Annotated in this window: 11 protein-coding genes; 4 read left to right on the forward strand and 7 right to left on the reverse strand. The window is 43.7% G+C overall.

What is annotated here, in order from left to right; translation table 11 throughout:
* Positions 1–41 precede the first annotated feature (41 nt).
* The 6 genes from HXT28_RS04395 to HXT28_RS04420 all read right to left on the reverse strand — a co-directional run bounded on the left by HXT28_RS04395 (position 42) and on the right by HXT28_RS04420 (position 10,360).
* Positions 42–2,363, reverse strand: a complete 2,322-nt coding sequence (locus tag HXT28_RS04395) for a transglycosylase domain-containing protein (protein ID WP_064347258.1) — start codon at positions 2,361–2,363, stop codon at positions 42–44.
* Between the two features lie 61 nt (positions 2,364–2,424).
* A complete protein-coding gene (locus HXT28_RS04400; protein WP_064347260.1) occupies positions 2,425–3,135 on the reverse strand; it encodes a Crp/Fnr family transcriptional regulator in 711 nt (236 codons plus the stop codon).
* Between the two features lie 203 nt (positions 3,136–3,338).
* On the reverse strand, positions 3,339–5,828 hold the full coding sequence (locus tag HXT28_RS04405) for a S9 family peptidase (RefSeq protein WP_422113319.1): 2,490 nt from the start codon (positions 5,826–5,828) through the stop codon (positions 3,339–3,341).
* Between the two features lie 155 nt (positions 5,829–5,983).
* Complete coding sequence (locus HXT28_RS04410) at positions 5,984–7,546, reverse strand: App1 family protein (RefSeq protein ID WP_064347264.1); 1,563 nt, start codon at positions 7,544–7,546, stop codon at positions 5,984–5,986.
* Positions 7,543–9,303 (reverse strand): L,D-transpeptidase, encoded by a 1,761-nt coding sequence (locus HXT28_RS04415; RefSeq protein ID WP_422113320.1) that lies wholly within the window; start codon positions 9,301–9,303, stop codon positions 7,543–7,545. The genes HXT28_RS04410 and HXT28_RS04415 overlap by 4 nt, the downstream gene beginning before the upstream one ends.
* Positions 9,304–9,409: 106 nt before the next feature.
* Complete coding sequence (locus tag HXT28_RS04420; RefSeq protein WP_422113321.1) at positions 9,410–10,360, reverse strand: alpha/beta fold hydrolase; 951 nt, start codon at positions 10,358–10,360, stop codon at positions 9,410–9,412.
* A 163-nt stretch (positions 10,361–10,523) separates the two neighbouring features.
* Between HXT28_RS04420 and HXT28_RS04425 the strand changes: the two genes are divergently transcribed.
* The 4 genes from HXT28_RS04425 (at position 10,524) to rpiA (ending at position 15,971) form a co-directional block, all read left to right on the forward strand.
* Positions 10,524–11,645, forward strand: coding sequence for a diacylglycerol/lipid kinase family protein (locus tag HXT28_RS04425; RefSeq protein ID WP_032814732.1), 1,122 nt, complete (start codon positions 10,524–10,526; stop codon positions 11,643–11,645).
* Positions 11,646–11,773: 128 nt separating this feature from the next.
* Positions 11,774–13,447 carry a phosphoglucomutase (alpha-D-glucose-1,6-bisphosphate-dependent) gene (pgm, locus tag HXT28_RS04430; RefSeq protein ID WP_004134346.1) on the forward strand — a complete coding sequence of 558 codons (1,674 nt, stop codon included), beginning with the start codon at positions 11,774–11,776 and terminating at the stop codon, positions 13,445–13,447.
* 252 nt (positions 13,448–13,699) lie between these two features.
* Positions 13,700–14,788 (forward strand): ribonuclease H family protein, encoded by a 1,089-nt coding sequence (locus HXT28_RS04435; protein ID WP_016637482.1) that lies wholly within the window; start codon positions 13,700–13,702, stop codon positions 14,786–14,788.
* A 484-nt stretch (positions 14,789–15,272) separates the two neighbouring features.
* Positions 15,273–15,971 carry a ribose-5-phosphate isomerase RpiA gene (gene rpiA / locus HXT28_RS04440; RefSeq protein WP_016637481.1) on the forward strand — a complete coding sequence of 233 codons (699 nt, stop codon included), beginning with the start codon at positions 15,273–15,275 and terminating at the stop codon, positions 15,969–15,971.
* 416 nt (positions 15,972–16,387) lie between these two features.
* Here the strand turns inward: rpiA and HXT28_RS04445 are convergent, their stop codons facing one another.
* Positions 16,388–16,477, reverse strand: coding sequence for a 30S ribosomal protein bS22 (locus tag HXT28_RS04445; RefSeq protein WP_004268639.1), 90 nt, complete (start codon positions 16,475–16,477; stop codon positions 16,388–16,390).

The following is a 16,477-nucleotide window of genomic DNA, read 5'->3' on the forward strand; positions in this document are numbered from 1 at the left end:
CAATGTTGTAAATATGGCGAATTCATCGCACAAATTTAACGCTAGAAATTATCACTTGTAGAACCGTTATAATCGTCACGACGAGCAGTTTCATATTGATCCTGCGCTTGTTCCTGATTATTTGCTTCCTCCTGCTGTTCACGCGCAGCTTGACGACGAGCATCTTCATCACGCTTCTGCTGTTCAGTTTGCGTAGTCTTAGTATGCATACCCGGTAAAGTGCCTCCAGCAATATATTTTGGATCAGGCTTACCGTAGTTATTATCGATAGGAATATTAGCAGCTTTCAAATAATCATTCATAAACTGCTTCCACGCTGGAGTTGCAATAAACATACCGTACCAAGCTGCCATCGTACGACCATTAATAGTCATACCGTTAAAGCTTTTCTGCGTTTCTGCATTACCAACAGCCACAAACGATGCAACTTGATGTGGAACAAATCCTGCTGTCGTCATGTAATACTGCTCGTTAGTACCAGTTTTTGCGAAAGTTTTGCGACCACCATCAAGCTGAGTTGTTGCAGCCTCACCACCAGGTTGAACTACACCTTGGTTTAATGCATAAGCAGCAGTTTGCGCAACACCCTTTGGAATAGCTTGATGACAATGAGCACTCGGCACTTTTAAGCGCCTACCATTCTTGTCAACAACTCGCTTAATAGCGATAGGATCACATGCAACACCATCTGCACCAAGCGTCGCGTACACGTTCGCCACTGTTAGTGGAGATGCCTGCACAGAACCAATAGTCATAGGAGGATTAAGAGAGTTGGCTGAATACACGCTTTCCTGCCCAAGTGGCGAATTATGATACCCAAGTATGCGCGCCGCGTTAGCAATAGAACACAACTTAATCTGTTGAGCCATAGAAGCTTGAGTAGTGTTATGAGAACGAACTAAACCTTGCAATGGCGTTTCTGGATTTATAGTACCACCACCAGAATTTTGTACTGACCATGTGCCAATGCCACGGAATTTACTGCAACTAAAGTCAGCATTATTGTACAACGTGGAAGTTCTCAACGGCTGATTAATTGACTTGCCAGCCAGCATCCAAGCAACCATATTAATTGGCTTCCACGTGGAACCAATCTGCCATCCAAGACCACCGCCATCACGTTCATCTACTGCATAGTTAAGAGCAGTATGCGTTGGATCAGAACGTGCAGCGTCAGTGGCATCATAAATACGATTACTACCAAAAGCTAACACCTCGCCAGTGCCCGGCTTAATCGCTGCTATAGAAACTTCAAAACCACTTTTATCGTTAATTGGAATGGTGTCACGAGCAGCTTTCATCGCAGCCTTACTAGCACGCAAATCCATAGTGGTATAAATATCAAGACCACCTTCAGTAAGCAGCTTTTCACGAGCAACAGCAGTTTTACCAAATTCACGCGAGTGTAAAATCTTCTTCGTTACATAATCACAGAAGAATGCAGCATCGCCAGCAGCTTGGCAACCAATATTTGATACTTCACGCTGCACATTGAGTGTACTTTTGAGCGGAATTGCCACCGCATCATCATGCTCCTTTTGAGTAATAAAACCTTGGCGAAGCATCAAATCGAGCACAATATTACGCTGCTTTTGTGATTCTGGCTGATTGCTTTCAATAGAAGGATCATACCGAGCAGGATTCTTGGTAATAGCAGCAATAGTGGCAGCCTGTACTAAATTCAATTTAGCAGCACTGGTATTGAAGTAACGATGCGCTGCAGTTTCTACACCATACAAATTATTACTGCCAAACTGCGCAATATTTAAATATCCTTGCAAAATTTCAAGCTTAGAATACTTTTTCTCCATCTGTATAGCAATCAACATTTCGCGTAACTTACGAGCAATCGTACCTTCAGAAGCATGGTATTCCGCTAGTGGATCATTGTTTTCACGCGCTTTAATCATTAAGACATTTTTCACATACTGTTGTGTTAGGGAAGAGCCACCTTGCATATCTCCCTTTTTCACAAAAGTTTGCACAAATGCACGAATAACACCCTGCATATCAACGCCAGAATGTTCAAAGAAACGTCGGTCTTCACGCGCAACCATAGCTCGTTGCATATATTGCGAAATTCGACGCAACGGTACGACTGTACGATTTTGCGCATAAAAAGTTGCAATAATTGTTTTTCCATCTGACGCATACAATCGCGATTTTTGCGGCAATGCTGTTACGTCAAAATCAATACCGTCAACGCGTAGCGAAGGCACTACTGTTTTCACTACGCTATTCACACTCATAACGCCTGGAACGAACATAATACTTGCAGCAATACCACCAGCAACACAAAGGGTGATATAGGTAAGAAATAGTGCGAGCACGCGTCGAGCAGTCAGTGAATTCTTTTTCGGCATGCGTACTATTCTAAAGGCTTGCCTCTACTTGGAAAATCACACCAGAAACTAGCAAAGCATACTAACGCTCAGCTCGACGAATAAGCATACCCGGCTTATAAATAATAATGGAACGACCTTGGCGCATAATCCAACCACGATTAGCAAAATCCATCAGAGCTTTGTTAACAGTTTCTCTCGAAGAACCCACCAGCTGAGCCAGTTCTTCTTGTGTTAAATCATGCGGAACTAGCAAACCATCACTCATTGGTTCACCAAATCGCGAAGCTAAATTCAGCAACGTTTTAGCTAAACGAGCTGGCACATCCATGAATACCAAATCAGAAATACGTTCATTGTTGGCACGCATACGTGCAGCTAAAACTTGCAACATATCAACAGCTACGCGAGGATGATTATTCAACCAATGGAACAATACGTCATTTTCTAGCCACAGCACCCTTGTACGATTCGTAATTGATATTGCTGAGGCAGTACGCGGACCGCCACTTGGATCAAACACGGGAATTTCTCCTAGAATTTCTCCAGGAGTGTGAATACTCAATAGTTGCACACGATTATCATTTGAGTGACGTACTAATTTTACGCGACCACGTTCGAGTAAATACATACGACGATCTGTGTCACCCTCATTAAAAATCGCGTCACCTTTATTAAAAATTGATTCTTGCAAATATACGAGCAACTCTTGCATCTGATCGCTTGGAACTTGCTTAAATAATGCAGTACGCTGCAGTGAAAATTCATCACTCTTAGTATCATCCATCGCCATCGCAATACCCCCTCATCAAGCAAATAAGTAGCTATCGCCGTCGAACTACTTAGGAACAGCAATTTACATATTCACGTACAGCAACATATACACCTATATAAGAGCTTCCTCTACCACATATCATAACACGCATAATCGCAACATAAGTTATATACGCATTATTTATTACAGCAAAAGCAGCACTACATATAAGTGTATTAAAATTACATATCTATTCCCATAGTATGCAAGCACCATGCGTTTTCATATGCGAGTTCTTTCCACTGTCGATACCTACCCGAAGTACCTCCATGACCTCCATCAGTTTCAATACGAGCTATGGCATCAATACCAGATGCCTGCAATTGCGCTAGCCATTTAAGCGGCTCTGTAACTAATACACGCGTGTCACACATTGACGAAGTAATTAAAATATGTGGGAAATGCAATAAAGCTCGACGACCTTCATCGCTATCCACAGAAGGCACATGCTCATAAGGAGTATAGGACTTCATATAGGCATAATCCTCAGCACTATCAAGCGGATTACCCCATTCATCCCACTCAGTTACCGTAAGCGGAAGCGAAGTATCTAACATAGAAGTCAAAGCATCTACAAACGGAACATCTGCTTCTATACCGGCATAACATTCTGGAGCCATATTCGCTATAACACCCATTAGTAAACCGCCTGCAGAACCACCATTAGCTACTGTATGCTTCGCTGCAGCAAAACCAGCTGCCTGCAGTGCGCGCGTTGCATCAACAAAATCTTCAAAAGTGTGCTTTTTATGACTACGCCGACCTTGCTCATACCATGCACGCCCCATTTCTCCACCACCACGTACATGCACTTGCGCATATAGCACACCGCGATCAAGCAAACTCAAACGACCAACGGAAAAAATAGGATCAGAACTTACTTCATACGCGCCATAACCAGTAATAAACATAGCATTCGTGTTAGAAACCCTATCAGGACGCCATACAAGTGACACTGGTACACGCTCACCATCACGTGCAGTAATCCATATACGTTTTTCAGCATAACAATGCTCATCAAATTCACCAAGAATTTTCCCACGTTTCAATAGCACATCATTACCAGTTAAAGGATCCAATTCACGAAGTTGCCCTAACGTTGCATAGCTACCGAAAGCATATCGCATACGCGGAGCTTCATATGAAGGATTTCCAGTCATTCCAATATTAAACAAACGATTATTATTGATTTCTATTGAAGAAATAGTTGCGAGTGTTACGCGCGATTCAGTTTGTGCTTGATTGAGTACAAAAGAATTCTTACTATCAGCACTTTCCATACCAGCATTCTCAATATTAACGTGCACAGAATCATGCTCAAGAACAATATGAGGCTGCAATTCATAAAAACGCCACGGACGACCTTGTAAGAAATCTTCTACTGCACGCTGCTTACTTATTACCGCAAGATGAGGCAATCCTTGAGCACGATATGCCAAAGCTACATAATTTTTATACATTGATAATCCACTCACGCTCAACCCTACAGTATTGCGCAATATAGCTGGATTATTTGCAGACCGATACGATTTGGTAATGGGCTGTTTACTTGCTTCTTTTTTCCAAACATCTCCTTGCTCACAACCATACGGAGAACCGGAAGCAATACATACGCCATCACCAAGTTTATATGCTGCACAACTCGTAGATTTTGCAGCATAATTACGCATATCAATAATATCGATTTCAAAATTAGGATTATTAGCGTTATGGCATACGATAGCCACTGGAATGTCTTCACCATTTTCTCCCGCCCGCTCAAAGCAAGCGAAAGAAATATCATATTCCACTCCTTCAACAGGCTCAATAACCATACGAAAATCACCTTCAGGTGTACTTAAGGGCAACATAAGTACACGAGATGTAGTTTTAGAGCTACTACTTATCATCATGTAGCGTTCATCAAAACTTTCATATACGTCAACAAAAAAGCGTTCATCTGTTTCTTCAAAAACTTTTACATCACTCTTCGTAGACGTACCAACACGATGACGCCATACTTGATACGGACGCCACGCATCATCCAATCTCACATAAAAAACCCATTTACCATCTGGAGTAAGGGAAGCAGAAGCAAGATTTTCCCATGTTTCTTCTAGAGGTTCCCATGTGGATGAAGCCTGAACAAAATCACGAATATAGTAACTAAAACGCTCATCACCATGCGTATCAACACCATATAACATACGAGAGCCGTCACGACTTAAATCCATACCACCAAGGCGGAAAAAGTTAGTACCAGCGCGTTCAGCTTCAAGATTGGCATCAAATAAAACTTCTTCACCAACCGTTACACCAGGCTCAGCAGTATCATTAATAGCGGGAGGATTCCAATCATTCTCATCCGTAACTTTCATACGGCATTGCACAGTATACTGTTTGCCTTCTTGTGTACGAACATAGTACCAATAGCCATTCATGCGAACGGGCACCGACATATCTGTTTCCTGCACACGGGAGCGCAACTCATCAAACAAGGTAGAACGTAATGCTTCTAAAGGTTTTACACGTTGCTCAGTGTAAGCATTCTGTTCATTGACATATTGAAGCACCTTTGGATTGTTACGATCTTTCATCCAAGCATATTGATCAATGTATGTGTCGCCATGAAATGTACGAATTGACGGTATGCGATCAGCTGCTGCTGGTTTTGCATAAGTTTGTTCGCTCATAGACAGACCCCTTTGGAAAACATTATTTCAGTACCGTATTCTGAAGTATTTTTACAATATTGTATACAATATTTTTACGTTTTTCTGAAAGTGTTATAGCATGTGCGTTGAGGCGATTTCTTATTCAACATATATCTCACCTCATTAAAAGGTTACTATTTACTAATCGCTTCTTGAATAAATGGCAGCATCACTTGAGCTAAACCTTGTCCTTGTGGAGCCGCAAAAAATGGCACACCCTGCAGCGTTCCAGCAGCACCTTTTGCTTCTATGACGCGCATTGAACTATCACCAGAATCGTTTCCAATATCCCCAACACGTTCAATACTGCCAGTATTACTACCGAACTTTTCAAAAGCAACAGTTGGCACCTCGGGAGCATGAGCATCCGTAGCAATATATGCGCGACAAGACGCACTTAAAGCCACAGCAAAATCACGCGACATTTTGCTGCGAAAATCATCGACTGTACTATCTTTATGTAATTGCCGAATACCAACAGCAAGCACACGACCAGGATGCTGGCGGATAATATTCGCATACGTACTCGGATCTTTTTGACCATCATCACCAAGCAGCACAAAACGCATCCCCGGAAAATCATCCATAAGTTGCGTAGCAAACTCCAACTTGTGCTGCGGTCCATTGGGAATAAATGTTTTAGGACGCGGATCTAAATCACGAAGTAACAAAGGTCCTTCAGGAAACTTTTCACGCTCAATAAAATGACGAATTGACGCTTCAACGTTCCATGGCGAAGTGGAAAGGTAGAAAAATGGAACATCCTCTCGCAACTGTTCTAGCGAACGGAAAAATTCTGCCATACCAGGAACCGGTGAGCGATGTGCCGGATTCATAATCAACAAATTATATGCAGCGCGTATCGGAGAAGGCGCTTGCGTAATCATAATAGTGTCATCGACATCGGAAATAATACCAATTGGCACATGTTTATCAATAGCAAATAAACTTGCTTTCACCGGTTCGCGATCATGAACTTTATACGAAACTACATGACGACCAGGTGAAAGCGCACGCTCAGTAATTAAATCTAAGTAACCGGCACAATCAGAAATACAATACTCTGCACTACTATCGCGTGATTCTTCAAGCCGATCATACACTTCAGAGTCACCGATTTGCACAGTCTCTACAGGCAAATTGTCAATTGATAACGCTACACGCACGCGCACGGCAGGCACAACCAGCATTGCGTAAATACCGCGTTTTAAAGCAGAATGATGGCCTAATTTTGGTGCGTATACAGTACGGCAAATCAAACGAGCATAACGATGCGTGCCATAACCAATATAAGGCTCAATGCTTGGGAACCATCCTGCTCGACGAGCAACACGTCCAGCCAAACGCATCCACATGCCTGCTATTGATGTGAGTACACGACGTCCAACACGTACTAGAAATGGTTTATTATCTATTTGTTCAGCCTGCGAAGGAGTATCAAACAATGTGGCAGTAACATGCACAGGGATTGGTGCACTACTTACGCGCCGCGACCCTACAGCACGCGCTGGAGTAAATTGTGAAGGAACAGTACGTTCTAACTTTGATACAGTCGCGTGTTCACATGCAACTGTTGAATCAGGTTGAGAAATAAGCTGTGAGTCTGTTACGCGCTCAGCTTGAGATTGCGCTGCAACGGAAGAGGCAACGCTATCACTCGCACCATCATGCTGAACTTCACTCACACGTACGCTCATTGACGCACCGGACCATCCGGCGTAGTGCCCACAATCTGCACAATTGTTCCACGCGGGCAGTTCTCATAAATCCAATGAGCATCCTGCTCATACATGTTAATACAGCCATGAGAGCCATGATTTGCTGCATCACCTGTAGCAATGCCTTTATAATTCCAAGTGGCAGTATGGAACCCTTCTCCACCATTGTAATAACTTACCCAATGAACAGCCGGAGAGAAGTATGGAGATCCATCATTATTGCGACCGCGCATATCTTGCGAAGCGTAACGCAAGTAAATGAAGAACGTGCCAGGAGTTGAATCATCACGACCAATCTTTCCAGTACATACTGGGAAAGTCTTTACCAACTCATCATTTTTATATACTGATGCAGTTTGTGTAGTCTTATCAACAACAATACGCATCTCAACAAGCTTTTGCTCAACAGTAAATTTGGTGATTTTTGCCGGCAACACCGTTTTATAATCAGTACCTTTACGTAAAGCATTCACTGCTTTTTCAGCAACACTACTGGTATAAGTAATCTCAACACCATTAGAGCCTTTCATAGTAGTAAAGATTACTTTTCCTGATTTACTAATAGCATCTTCTTGATTGACTTTTTGCTGATTCAGCTCTTTAGGAAGCGCTTGCGATAAGTAGTTGTCTGCTTTATCAGCATCTATAGTATAAGACAACTTATGATGAGTAATATCAGCTTTTACAACAATCCACGATGCAAGCGCACTCTTCGGAACTGTAAAATCTTTACCATTATTATTGCTAAAAGTAATTTTTTTTGTTAATACATTATTTAAATCATCAACAAGTTTCTGTGCAGCATCGCGCTTAATCGGCGCATCAGTTCGGCGCGAAATTACCGAAACTTTTACAGTCTTTCCAGGATGATTGATTAATTTTTTCACAGCTTCACGCACTGGCATAGTTTCAACAGTACGACCAGGAATACCATCCTCTACCGTATAGGCATCAGAAGCTTTATCAAATACTGCTGTATATGGAACTGCACGGTCACGCTCACGAATAAACTTACGTAGCACATACAAATCCATTGCAGAATCATTACGTTTTGCCTGTAAACTTACTGTCTGCTGCACCCATGGCATAATACGAGTAAACAAATTATTACGCTTAGCGCTCATAATAGACTGCACAGTTGCAGGCTGATCAACTTTCACACCAAGTTGCTGCAAGTTCGTCGTAATACGATTACCCTGATCATCACTAATAATCAAAGAAGTATGTTTTACAGCATTTTGCACAGTACTTCTCACTGCAGCTTCCTGTTCACCAGTAAGATTGCGAGCAATAGCAGCATCACCAAAATCAACGCCAGGTGCCACGCGATTATTGAAATACCAATTCAACGCGAAGAAAGCTGCAGCAAGAATGATAATGAAAATAAGCAACGAATACAGCAATGCGGAAGCAGAACGATTAGCTCGATGACGCGATCTTGGTTTCACAGCTTCAAACGTATCAGTAGCGGTATTATCAGCAATAGCCATATTCTGATAACCATCAACACTAGAGTCAACATCATTATTAAATGCGCTTTGACTGTCATCTTCATCAGCAACTTCGCCTAAGTTGTCGACAAGACTCTCTGCCATGTTATCAGCAGTTTGACTATTTCCATGATTTTGAGGAATCTGAGCAAAGGCAATAGTATCATCACTCGCACCATCAGATACATGATCGGGCGCAATGTTGAAAGAAGCAGTACCCTCAGAATTTTGCTGCAATTCAGTCATTTTCAAACCTCTGCTCAATAATCGTATGCAACAGATACGTGGATAGTCTAGCACTAGGAAAGCACGAAATTATTTTTTACGCTACGCAAAGCAATGCAAAAATTAATTAACGTTGTACTTGTGACATCAATGACACTAGCGCAGCAGCCACTTCGTAAGGATGTTCTGTAGCACTAAAATGTCCACAATTTTCAATCTCAGTAAACTCTACATGCTTAGCAGCAGTCATAGCTTCAGCCATAGGACGCATCACTGCAGGAGCACTAGAAGGATCTAACATACCACTTATTACAGCAGCTGGTGCAGTAATCAAAGGCAATTGATCTTCCATATCTGGTCGGCAGGCAGCCATACGTTGACGCCAAGCCAAACCTTCAGGCTTTTGATCATGAATCCATTTTTCAAAAGTATGAATAAACTCAGGTGACTGCTTAACAGTGGAATCCTTTTCAGTAGCGTGAGCAAAATGCATAACAGGGTCAACTGTATAATCGCGTTCACAAATCTCAGCAATCTCAAGACGTTTAGCGCGAGCCTGAGGAGCATCAACACAAGCGCGAGTATCACACAAAGCAATGCCAGCAACTGCCTGCGGAACAAGACGCTGCACATTTAACGCAACGTAGCCACCCATAGAAAGACCAACCCACACAGCGCGATGGTAACCGCAATCATCAAGAAGCTTTACGTAAGATGCAGTAAGAGCATCCAGAGCATGAACATAATCAGCCTCGTTAAATTCAGCATGCTCAGCTTTTGGAGTCTCGCTCAAACCAGCACCAGCCATATCTGGAGCAAAAATAGGAACATCATGTTTTAACGTACCTTCGCTAAGAGCAGCATCAATCTGTGCGTTTAATGAATCAGCGCAAGCATCCCACATGCGATGATCAACAGGAAAACCGTGAATAAGAACGATTGGAATAATGTCGCTGACATCACCAGTGGCACTAGAATCACAATTTACACTGCGGTAAACAGTATTGTGCAACTGAAACAGTGAGCAATCCTTAAAAGAACCGCACTTATTATTCAAATTAGTAGAACCTTCACTCATGATAGACAATACTAGTCTCAGCCATATAACAGAACTCGATATAAAAACTCACAGACGCAAAAATAAGTATCAAGAATGAACCAAATGTGTAAAAACAGTAAATATTCGCAACTTACTACAGAATTTAGTATATTAAGGAAAATAATGTGCAAGAATGGAGGGTATGCCAACTATGCCTATTCAAGCAACTATTGCACTTATGGTGATTGTTTTTGCGCTTGTACTTGCGCCATTCGTCATCATGATTGTTACGCGTGCCATGAAACGGCATCATTTGGCTAAAAAACTCGCTAAACGTCATGGCGATTCTGTGCACTACGCTTTCATTCTCAATCCGTCAAAACCGCAAGCAGAATTGTACAGGGAAAGTATTCAAGAATACTGCAACACTCGCAAATTCACCTACGAAATTATTGATACACAGCTTGATAAAGACGGGCGCGAATGCGCACTAGAAGCGCTTTCTCACGGAGCTAATGTAGTAGTAGCAGTTGGTGGCGATGGTACAGTACGCACTGTTGCGAGCGCAGTAAGTGGAAAAGGTCATGCCATGGGAATTATTCCTATTGGAACTGGCAACCTTTTTGCTAGAAACATGGGAATACCAGTAAACGACGTAAACGCAGCGCTAAGAGTGGCAACCTCACATGGATCTAGACGAGTTGATGTTGGACGCGTTACTATTCTTGACAACCCTAATGAAGATCATGGGCACGCGTTCTTGATTATTGCAGGCATCGGCTTTGATGCGCTGATGATTGATGATACCGACCCGAAATTAAAGAAAAATATTAGTTGGCTTGCTTATTTTGTAGCCGGAGTTAAACATTTGTTTATGCAGAAGTGTCGTGCAACCGTTATTTTACAGCGTTCAAATGGTGACGAAAGTGTGCTCAAAGGACTCACTTTCCGCACGCTTATGGCTGGAAATTGCGGGCAGATTCCTATGTTTTCGCTTATGCCAGAAGCTGCTTACGACGATGGTGTACTTGATTTTGAGATTATTGATACTTCAGGCGGATTAATTGGTTGGGCTAATTTATTCCGCGGTGTTGTGCATCAAACTGTAACCGGGCGCGCTTTGCAACAGAATTCGCTATCTGCTGGCTCCAGAATTGACCAAACGCAAGGTTTTAGTGCAGAAGTGAAGTTGGAAAAATCTGCTCCTGTGCAAGTCGATGGCGACATTTTAGGTTATACAAAGCATTTGCGCTTCACTGTTGATAAACAAGCTCTATGCGTAAGAGTGCCAGCAGGCGTAAAAACCAACGTTTCAGTAAGTTAATCATACGTGAATGAGGCGTAAATTAAGGAAATTTCTTTCCCAGTTATAAAAAATCAAAATTTGTAAAAAATAATAAAATATTTGTAGAAAAATAATAAAATACAAGCGCCGTGGCACAATAAAAAATTATGGTAGCAAAAAATGCGGGAATGCCCGCCACCCCAGAAGATCTAGTCGACGTCGACGCCTTGGTCGGCGCGTACTATGATGAAGTTCCAAATTCCAATATTCCAGAACAGCGCGTGATTTTCGGCACGTCCGGTCACCGTGGTTCTGCTTTGAAAACTTCGTTTAACGAAGCTCATATTGTGGCAATTACGCAAGCTATTGCTGAATATCGCAAAAAAGCTGGCGTAACTGGTCCTCTTTATATTGGTCGCGATACGCACGCTCTTTCTGAGCCTGCTCAAAAAACCGCTATTGAGGTTTTGGTTGCTAACGGCGTTCACGTTCGTGTGGATTCTCGCGGCGACTTCGTACCAACTCCTGTTGTATCTCAGGCTATTTTGACGCATAATCGCGCGGCCGACGGCACTCAGCGTTTTAGCGGCGACGGCTTGGCTGACGGCATTGTCGTCACTCCTTCGCACAATCCTCCAACCGATGGCGGTTTTAAGTACGATCCTGTAACAGGCGGCCCTGCCCCAGCAGACGTAACTAATGCAATCGCAGCTCGCGCAAACGAATTACTCGACAACTACAAGTCCGTAAAGCGTGTGCCATTCGAAGAAGCAATCAAGTCTGATTTGGTTGAAGGCTTCGATTACCGCGAACATTATGTTAGCGATTTGGCTAACGTTATTGATTTCGACGTGATTCGCTCTAGCGGCGTGCGCTTGGGAATTGACCCACTCGGCGGCGCAAGCGTAAACTACTGGCCACTTATGAATGAAAAGTACGGCCTGAACATTGGTGTTGTGCGCCCAGAAGTTGACCCAACTTGGCGATTCATGACTATTGACCACGATGGCAAGATTCGTATGGATCCAAGCTCCCCTTATGCAATGAAGGGCTTAGTTGATCAGCTTAACGCTGGCGCTTGGGATAAGTACGATTTGGTTGGCGGCACCGATCCGGACGCCGACCGCCACGGAATTGTTTGCCCAAATTGGGGCGTTATGAACCCGAACCACTACATTGCAGTGTGCGTGGAGTACTTGTTCGGCGGTGCTCGCCCAGATTGGCCAAAGAACACAGCAATTGGCAAGACGCTTGTGTCTTCTTCCTTGATTGACCGCGTGGCTGCTTCTATTAATGCAAAGCTTGTGGAAGTGCCAGTTGGCTTCAAGTGGTTCGTTGATCCGCTCTTTAGCGGCGAAGTTGCTTTCGGTGGTGAGGAAAGCTCCGGCATGAGCTTCTTGCGCAAGGATGGTCGCGTATGGACCACCGATAAGGACGGCCTTATTCCAGACTTGCTCGCAGCTGAAATTACTGCAAAAACTGGCAAGAACCCAGCTCAGCTTCACCAGGATCAAGTAGCTCGCTTTGGCGAAAGCTGGTACAAGCGCGTTGATACTCCAACCACTCTTGAGCAGAAGCAGAAGTTCGCAGCTTTGAGCGGCGACGACGTTGAAGCAACTAAGCTTGCTGGCGAAGATATTACCGCAAAGCTTACAGAAGCTCCTGGAAACGGCGCAAAGATTGGTGGCTTGAAGGTTACTACCAAGAACAACTGGTTTGCTGCTCGCCCATCTGGTACCGAGAATATTTACAAGGTTTACGCTGAGTCCTTCGTTTCTCCAGAAGCGCTTGACAAGGTGCTTGAGGAAGCTACTGCTGTAGTCGACAAGGCTTTAGCATAGACAGCTTGTAAATTTAAGCTAAAGTTTGCGCTGAAAATTGTAATAAAACTTGCGTTGGAATTAGTTTGTTGTTCTGACGCAAGTTTTATTTTTTCGTTTTCCCACTTTTGGGGACTTACACGCCAACCAAGTCCACAAAAACGAGATAATGTTTCTTCACACTCGTTTCGATTGACAAGCCATTAAAAAGAACACATTTTGTTGTAAGGTACTGTAGAATTTGTGTAGCACGCTGATTTGAAAGGTTTTGCAATGATAGTTGTTTCTACCGATGGTTCTGCACTTGGCAATCCAAACGGTTCTATGGGTTGGGCTTGGGCTGACCACACTGCTGAGTCTGGTAGCTCACACGAACACCATCATACTGGTAATGCGGATGCCGGCGGAGCTACTAACGGCACTAATCAGATTGGCGAATTATGCGCAGTCTTAGAAGCTTTACGCGCACATCCAGGTAGTGAACCACTTACCATCGAAACTGATTCGCAATACGCAATCAACTGCTCAACTACATGGATTCACGGTTGGAAGAAGAACGGTTGGAAGAACTCTAAAAACGAGCCTGTTAAAAACGCTGATTTGATTCGCGCAATAGATGCAGAAATCACCAAACGCGAAGGTTCTGTTAAGTTTGTGTGGGTTAAAGGACATGCAGGGAATGCTGGCAACGAGAAAGTTGACACTTTAGCGCGCGGATATGCAGAAGATTGCCGCGACGACTTGAAGAATGGATATTTACCTCTAGAAGGCTGGAAGTCGCTTCTTTCTTCGCCTTACGCAAAGGGTACTGATGTTCCAGAAGATGCAAAAGCACTTATGGAAGATAAGATTTCGCGCGAAGAATATCATATCGGACGCACAGTCGGAGAAGACACTAACCCTGATTTTGCTCAAATAATCAATAAACCAAATCCTACTGAAAATACTGCCGAAAATATTAGTACCAATACTCTCGAAAATACTACTGAGAGCGAAATTAAAAATGCTATTCAAAGCGCAGCTAAAATTGCAGAAAATACAACACATACTGAAGAAAATGTAGAAGACGTAGAAACAACTAAGGCACTAGAAGTACACGAATCAAACAACGTTGAAACGCAAGAATCAAATCGTGAAACTCTTTGTGAAACATCATCTCATGTCGCAGATGTAACACACAACACCTTACGACCAATACCTGGTTTAAGCGTTTCTGGCGTGCTGCAGTTTACTCCAGCACCAAACACAAGCCCAAGTTTTAACGGCGAGGCGCGTTTTATTTCCGGCACAATCAACGTAAGCGGCTATGTGCAGCCCGACGGCACACTACACTTTGCTCCAACCGCCTTCTACCTTTCATAGGTTATTATTTGCTGTAGCGCTCCAAACGCGAGGAATCTACCCCACATTTGGAGGGATTAAGACTGCGTAGCGCTCCAAACACGAGAGACTTACCCCGCATTTGGAGAGTTTAGACTAATAAATCGCTCCAGACGAGGACGCGACGACCTGCTTTCGCGCAGCATTGCGCGCGCGAAAGTAACTCGGAGCGCCGAGCTTGCTCAAGTTGAAAGCACAGTGTGCTTTCAGCGCAAGCTCAGTAGCGAGCGCGTTAACCGCGCGAGCGCCCTTCGTTCTGTGCGAAAAATCTCAAATCTCTACCACACGAATATCCTGTGAATGAATGACGACGCAACTAAGATGCACATAGCCCTAAAAATCTTGGCAAAGACTAATATGGAAATGTACGAAAATGAGGCATGCATAAAAGCGTAAAGCCTCGCCCGCAATAGCGATGGAAGTTCATCGACGAACTCGGGAATAACAAAACAAGAAAGCAGGAATAATGGATAAAGCACAACAAGACGCGCTTAAAAAAGCAGCAGGCATTGAAGCTGCAAAAATTGTAAAGAATGGTATGATGGTTGGTCTTGGCACCGGCTCTACAGTGCGCTTCTTAGTAGATGAGCTTGGTCGCAGAGTTAAAGAAGAAGGTTTGAGCTTCACAGGCGTCACCACTTCTCGTCGCACGCAAGAACAGGCAGAAGGCTACGGCATTAAGATTCTCGACATTAATGAAGTAGACCATATTGACGTTACAATCGATGGTTCTGACGAAGTTGACAAGAACTTCAACGGTATTAAGGGCGGCGGCGCGGCTCTTCTTTGGGAGAAGATTGTGGCTATTAACTCCGACCGCATTGTGTGGATTGTTGACGCAAGCAAGGTAGTTGATACGATTGGCAAGTTCCCACTTCCAGTTGAAGTGATTCCGTTTGGTTCCGCGCAGGTGATTCGTAAGTTTGAAAAGCGCGGATATAAGCCAGTTTTGCGTCTTGATGCAGACGGCAAAGAAGTGCGCACCGACGAGAACAACTTCGTGGTTGATTTGCATATGGAGCGCATTGAGCAACCACAGGAGTTGGCTAAAGATTTGATTGAGACCGTCGGCGTTGTGGAACACGGTCTGTTCTTGAACATGGTTGACACTGTGATCGTTGGCGATCCTAACGGCCCTCGCACGCTTACCAACCCGAATAAGTAACGCAACTAATCGAAAAGTAGAGTCCGCAAACGCGGGCTCTATTTTTTTATTACTGTGGCGCGAGCGCAACGACCTGCTTTCGCGCTTAGAGCGTAGCGCGCGAAAGCAATTCGTAGCGTGAGCTTATTCCTCACGGCTATTGGTAGCCGTTCGGCTGATTTGGCATGTGAAGCACACCGTGCTTCACAATTGAGCCAAATCACGCTTTGAAGGAGCTTGAAATCCCAATGATTTCAAGCTCGGTCAAAGCGCTGCGTGAGCGTGCCTCGTTCAGTGCGAAAAATCTCAAATCTCTACCACGCGAATATTTGCAAGACAATCCGCAAAATATATAAACAAAAAAGCGCCGGAAACCCGACGCTTTTAAAAGTATTACGTGCCTAAACGTTCAGACACGCATCAACGCATAAGCATAATTACTTGCGCTGGTGACGAGTCTTACGCAGCAGTTTGCGGTGCTTCTTCTTGCTCATCCGCTTGCGGCGCTTCTTGATGACAGAACCCAT

The sequence above is a fragment of the Gardnerella washingtoni genome (assembly GCF_049262705.1).
Classification (GTDB): domain Bacteria; phylum Actinomycetota; class Actinomycetes; order Actinomycetales; family Bifidobacteriaceae; genus Bifidobacterium; species Bifidobacterium vaginale_D.

Excerpts from the sequence above, each read along its gene's own strand:
- HXT28_RS04445 (WP_004268639.1), bottom strand. The coding sequence starts at position 16,477 with ATGGGTTCTGTCATCAAGAAGCGCCGCAAGCGGATGAGCAAGAAGAAG.
- HXT28_RS04395 (WP_064347258.1), bottom strand. The coding sequence starts at position 2,363 with ATGCCGAAAAAGAATTCACTGACTGCTCGACGCGTGCTCGCACTATTT.
- HXT28_RS04425 (WP_032814732.1), top strand. The coding sequence starts at position 10,524 with ATGCCAACTATGCCTATTCAAGCAACTATTGCACTTATGGTGATTGTT.
- HXT28_RS04405 (WP_422113319.1), bottom strand. The coding sequence starts at position 5,828 with ATGAGCGAACAAACTTATGCAAAACCAGCAGCAGCTGATCGCATACCG.
- HXT28_RS04410 (WP_064347264.1), bottom strand. The coding sequence starts at position 7,546 with ATGAGCGTACGTGTGAGTGAAGTTCAGCATGATGGTGCGAGTGATAGC.
- HXT28_RS04420 (WP_422113321.1), bottom strand. The coding sequence starts at position 10,360 with ATGAGTGAAGGTTCTACTAATTTGAATAATAAGTGCGGTTCTTTTAAG.
- HXT28_RS04400 (WP_064347260.1), bottom strand. The coding sequence starts at position 3,135 with ATGGCGATGGATGATACTAAGAGTGATGAATTTTCACTGCAGCGTACT.
- HXT28_RS04415 (WP_422113320.1), bottom strand. The coding sequence starts at position 9,303 with ATGACTGAATTGCAGCAAAATTCTGAGGGTACTGCTTCTTTCAACATT.
- rpiA (WP_016637481.1), top strand. The coding sequence starts at position 15,273 with ATGGATAAAGCACAACAAGACGCGCTTAAAAAAGCAGCAGGCATTGAA.
- pgm (WP_004134346.1), top strand. The coding sequence starts at position 11,774 with ATGGTAGCAAAAAATGCGGGAATGCCCGCCACCCCAGAAGATCTAGTC.
- HXT28_RS04435 (WP_016637482.1), top strand. The coding sequence starts at position 13,700 with ATGATAGTTGTTTCTACCGATGGTTCTGCACTTGGCAATCCAAACGGT.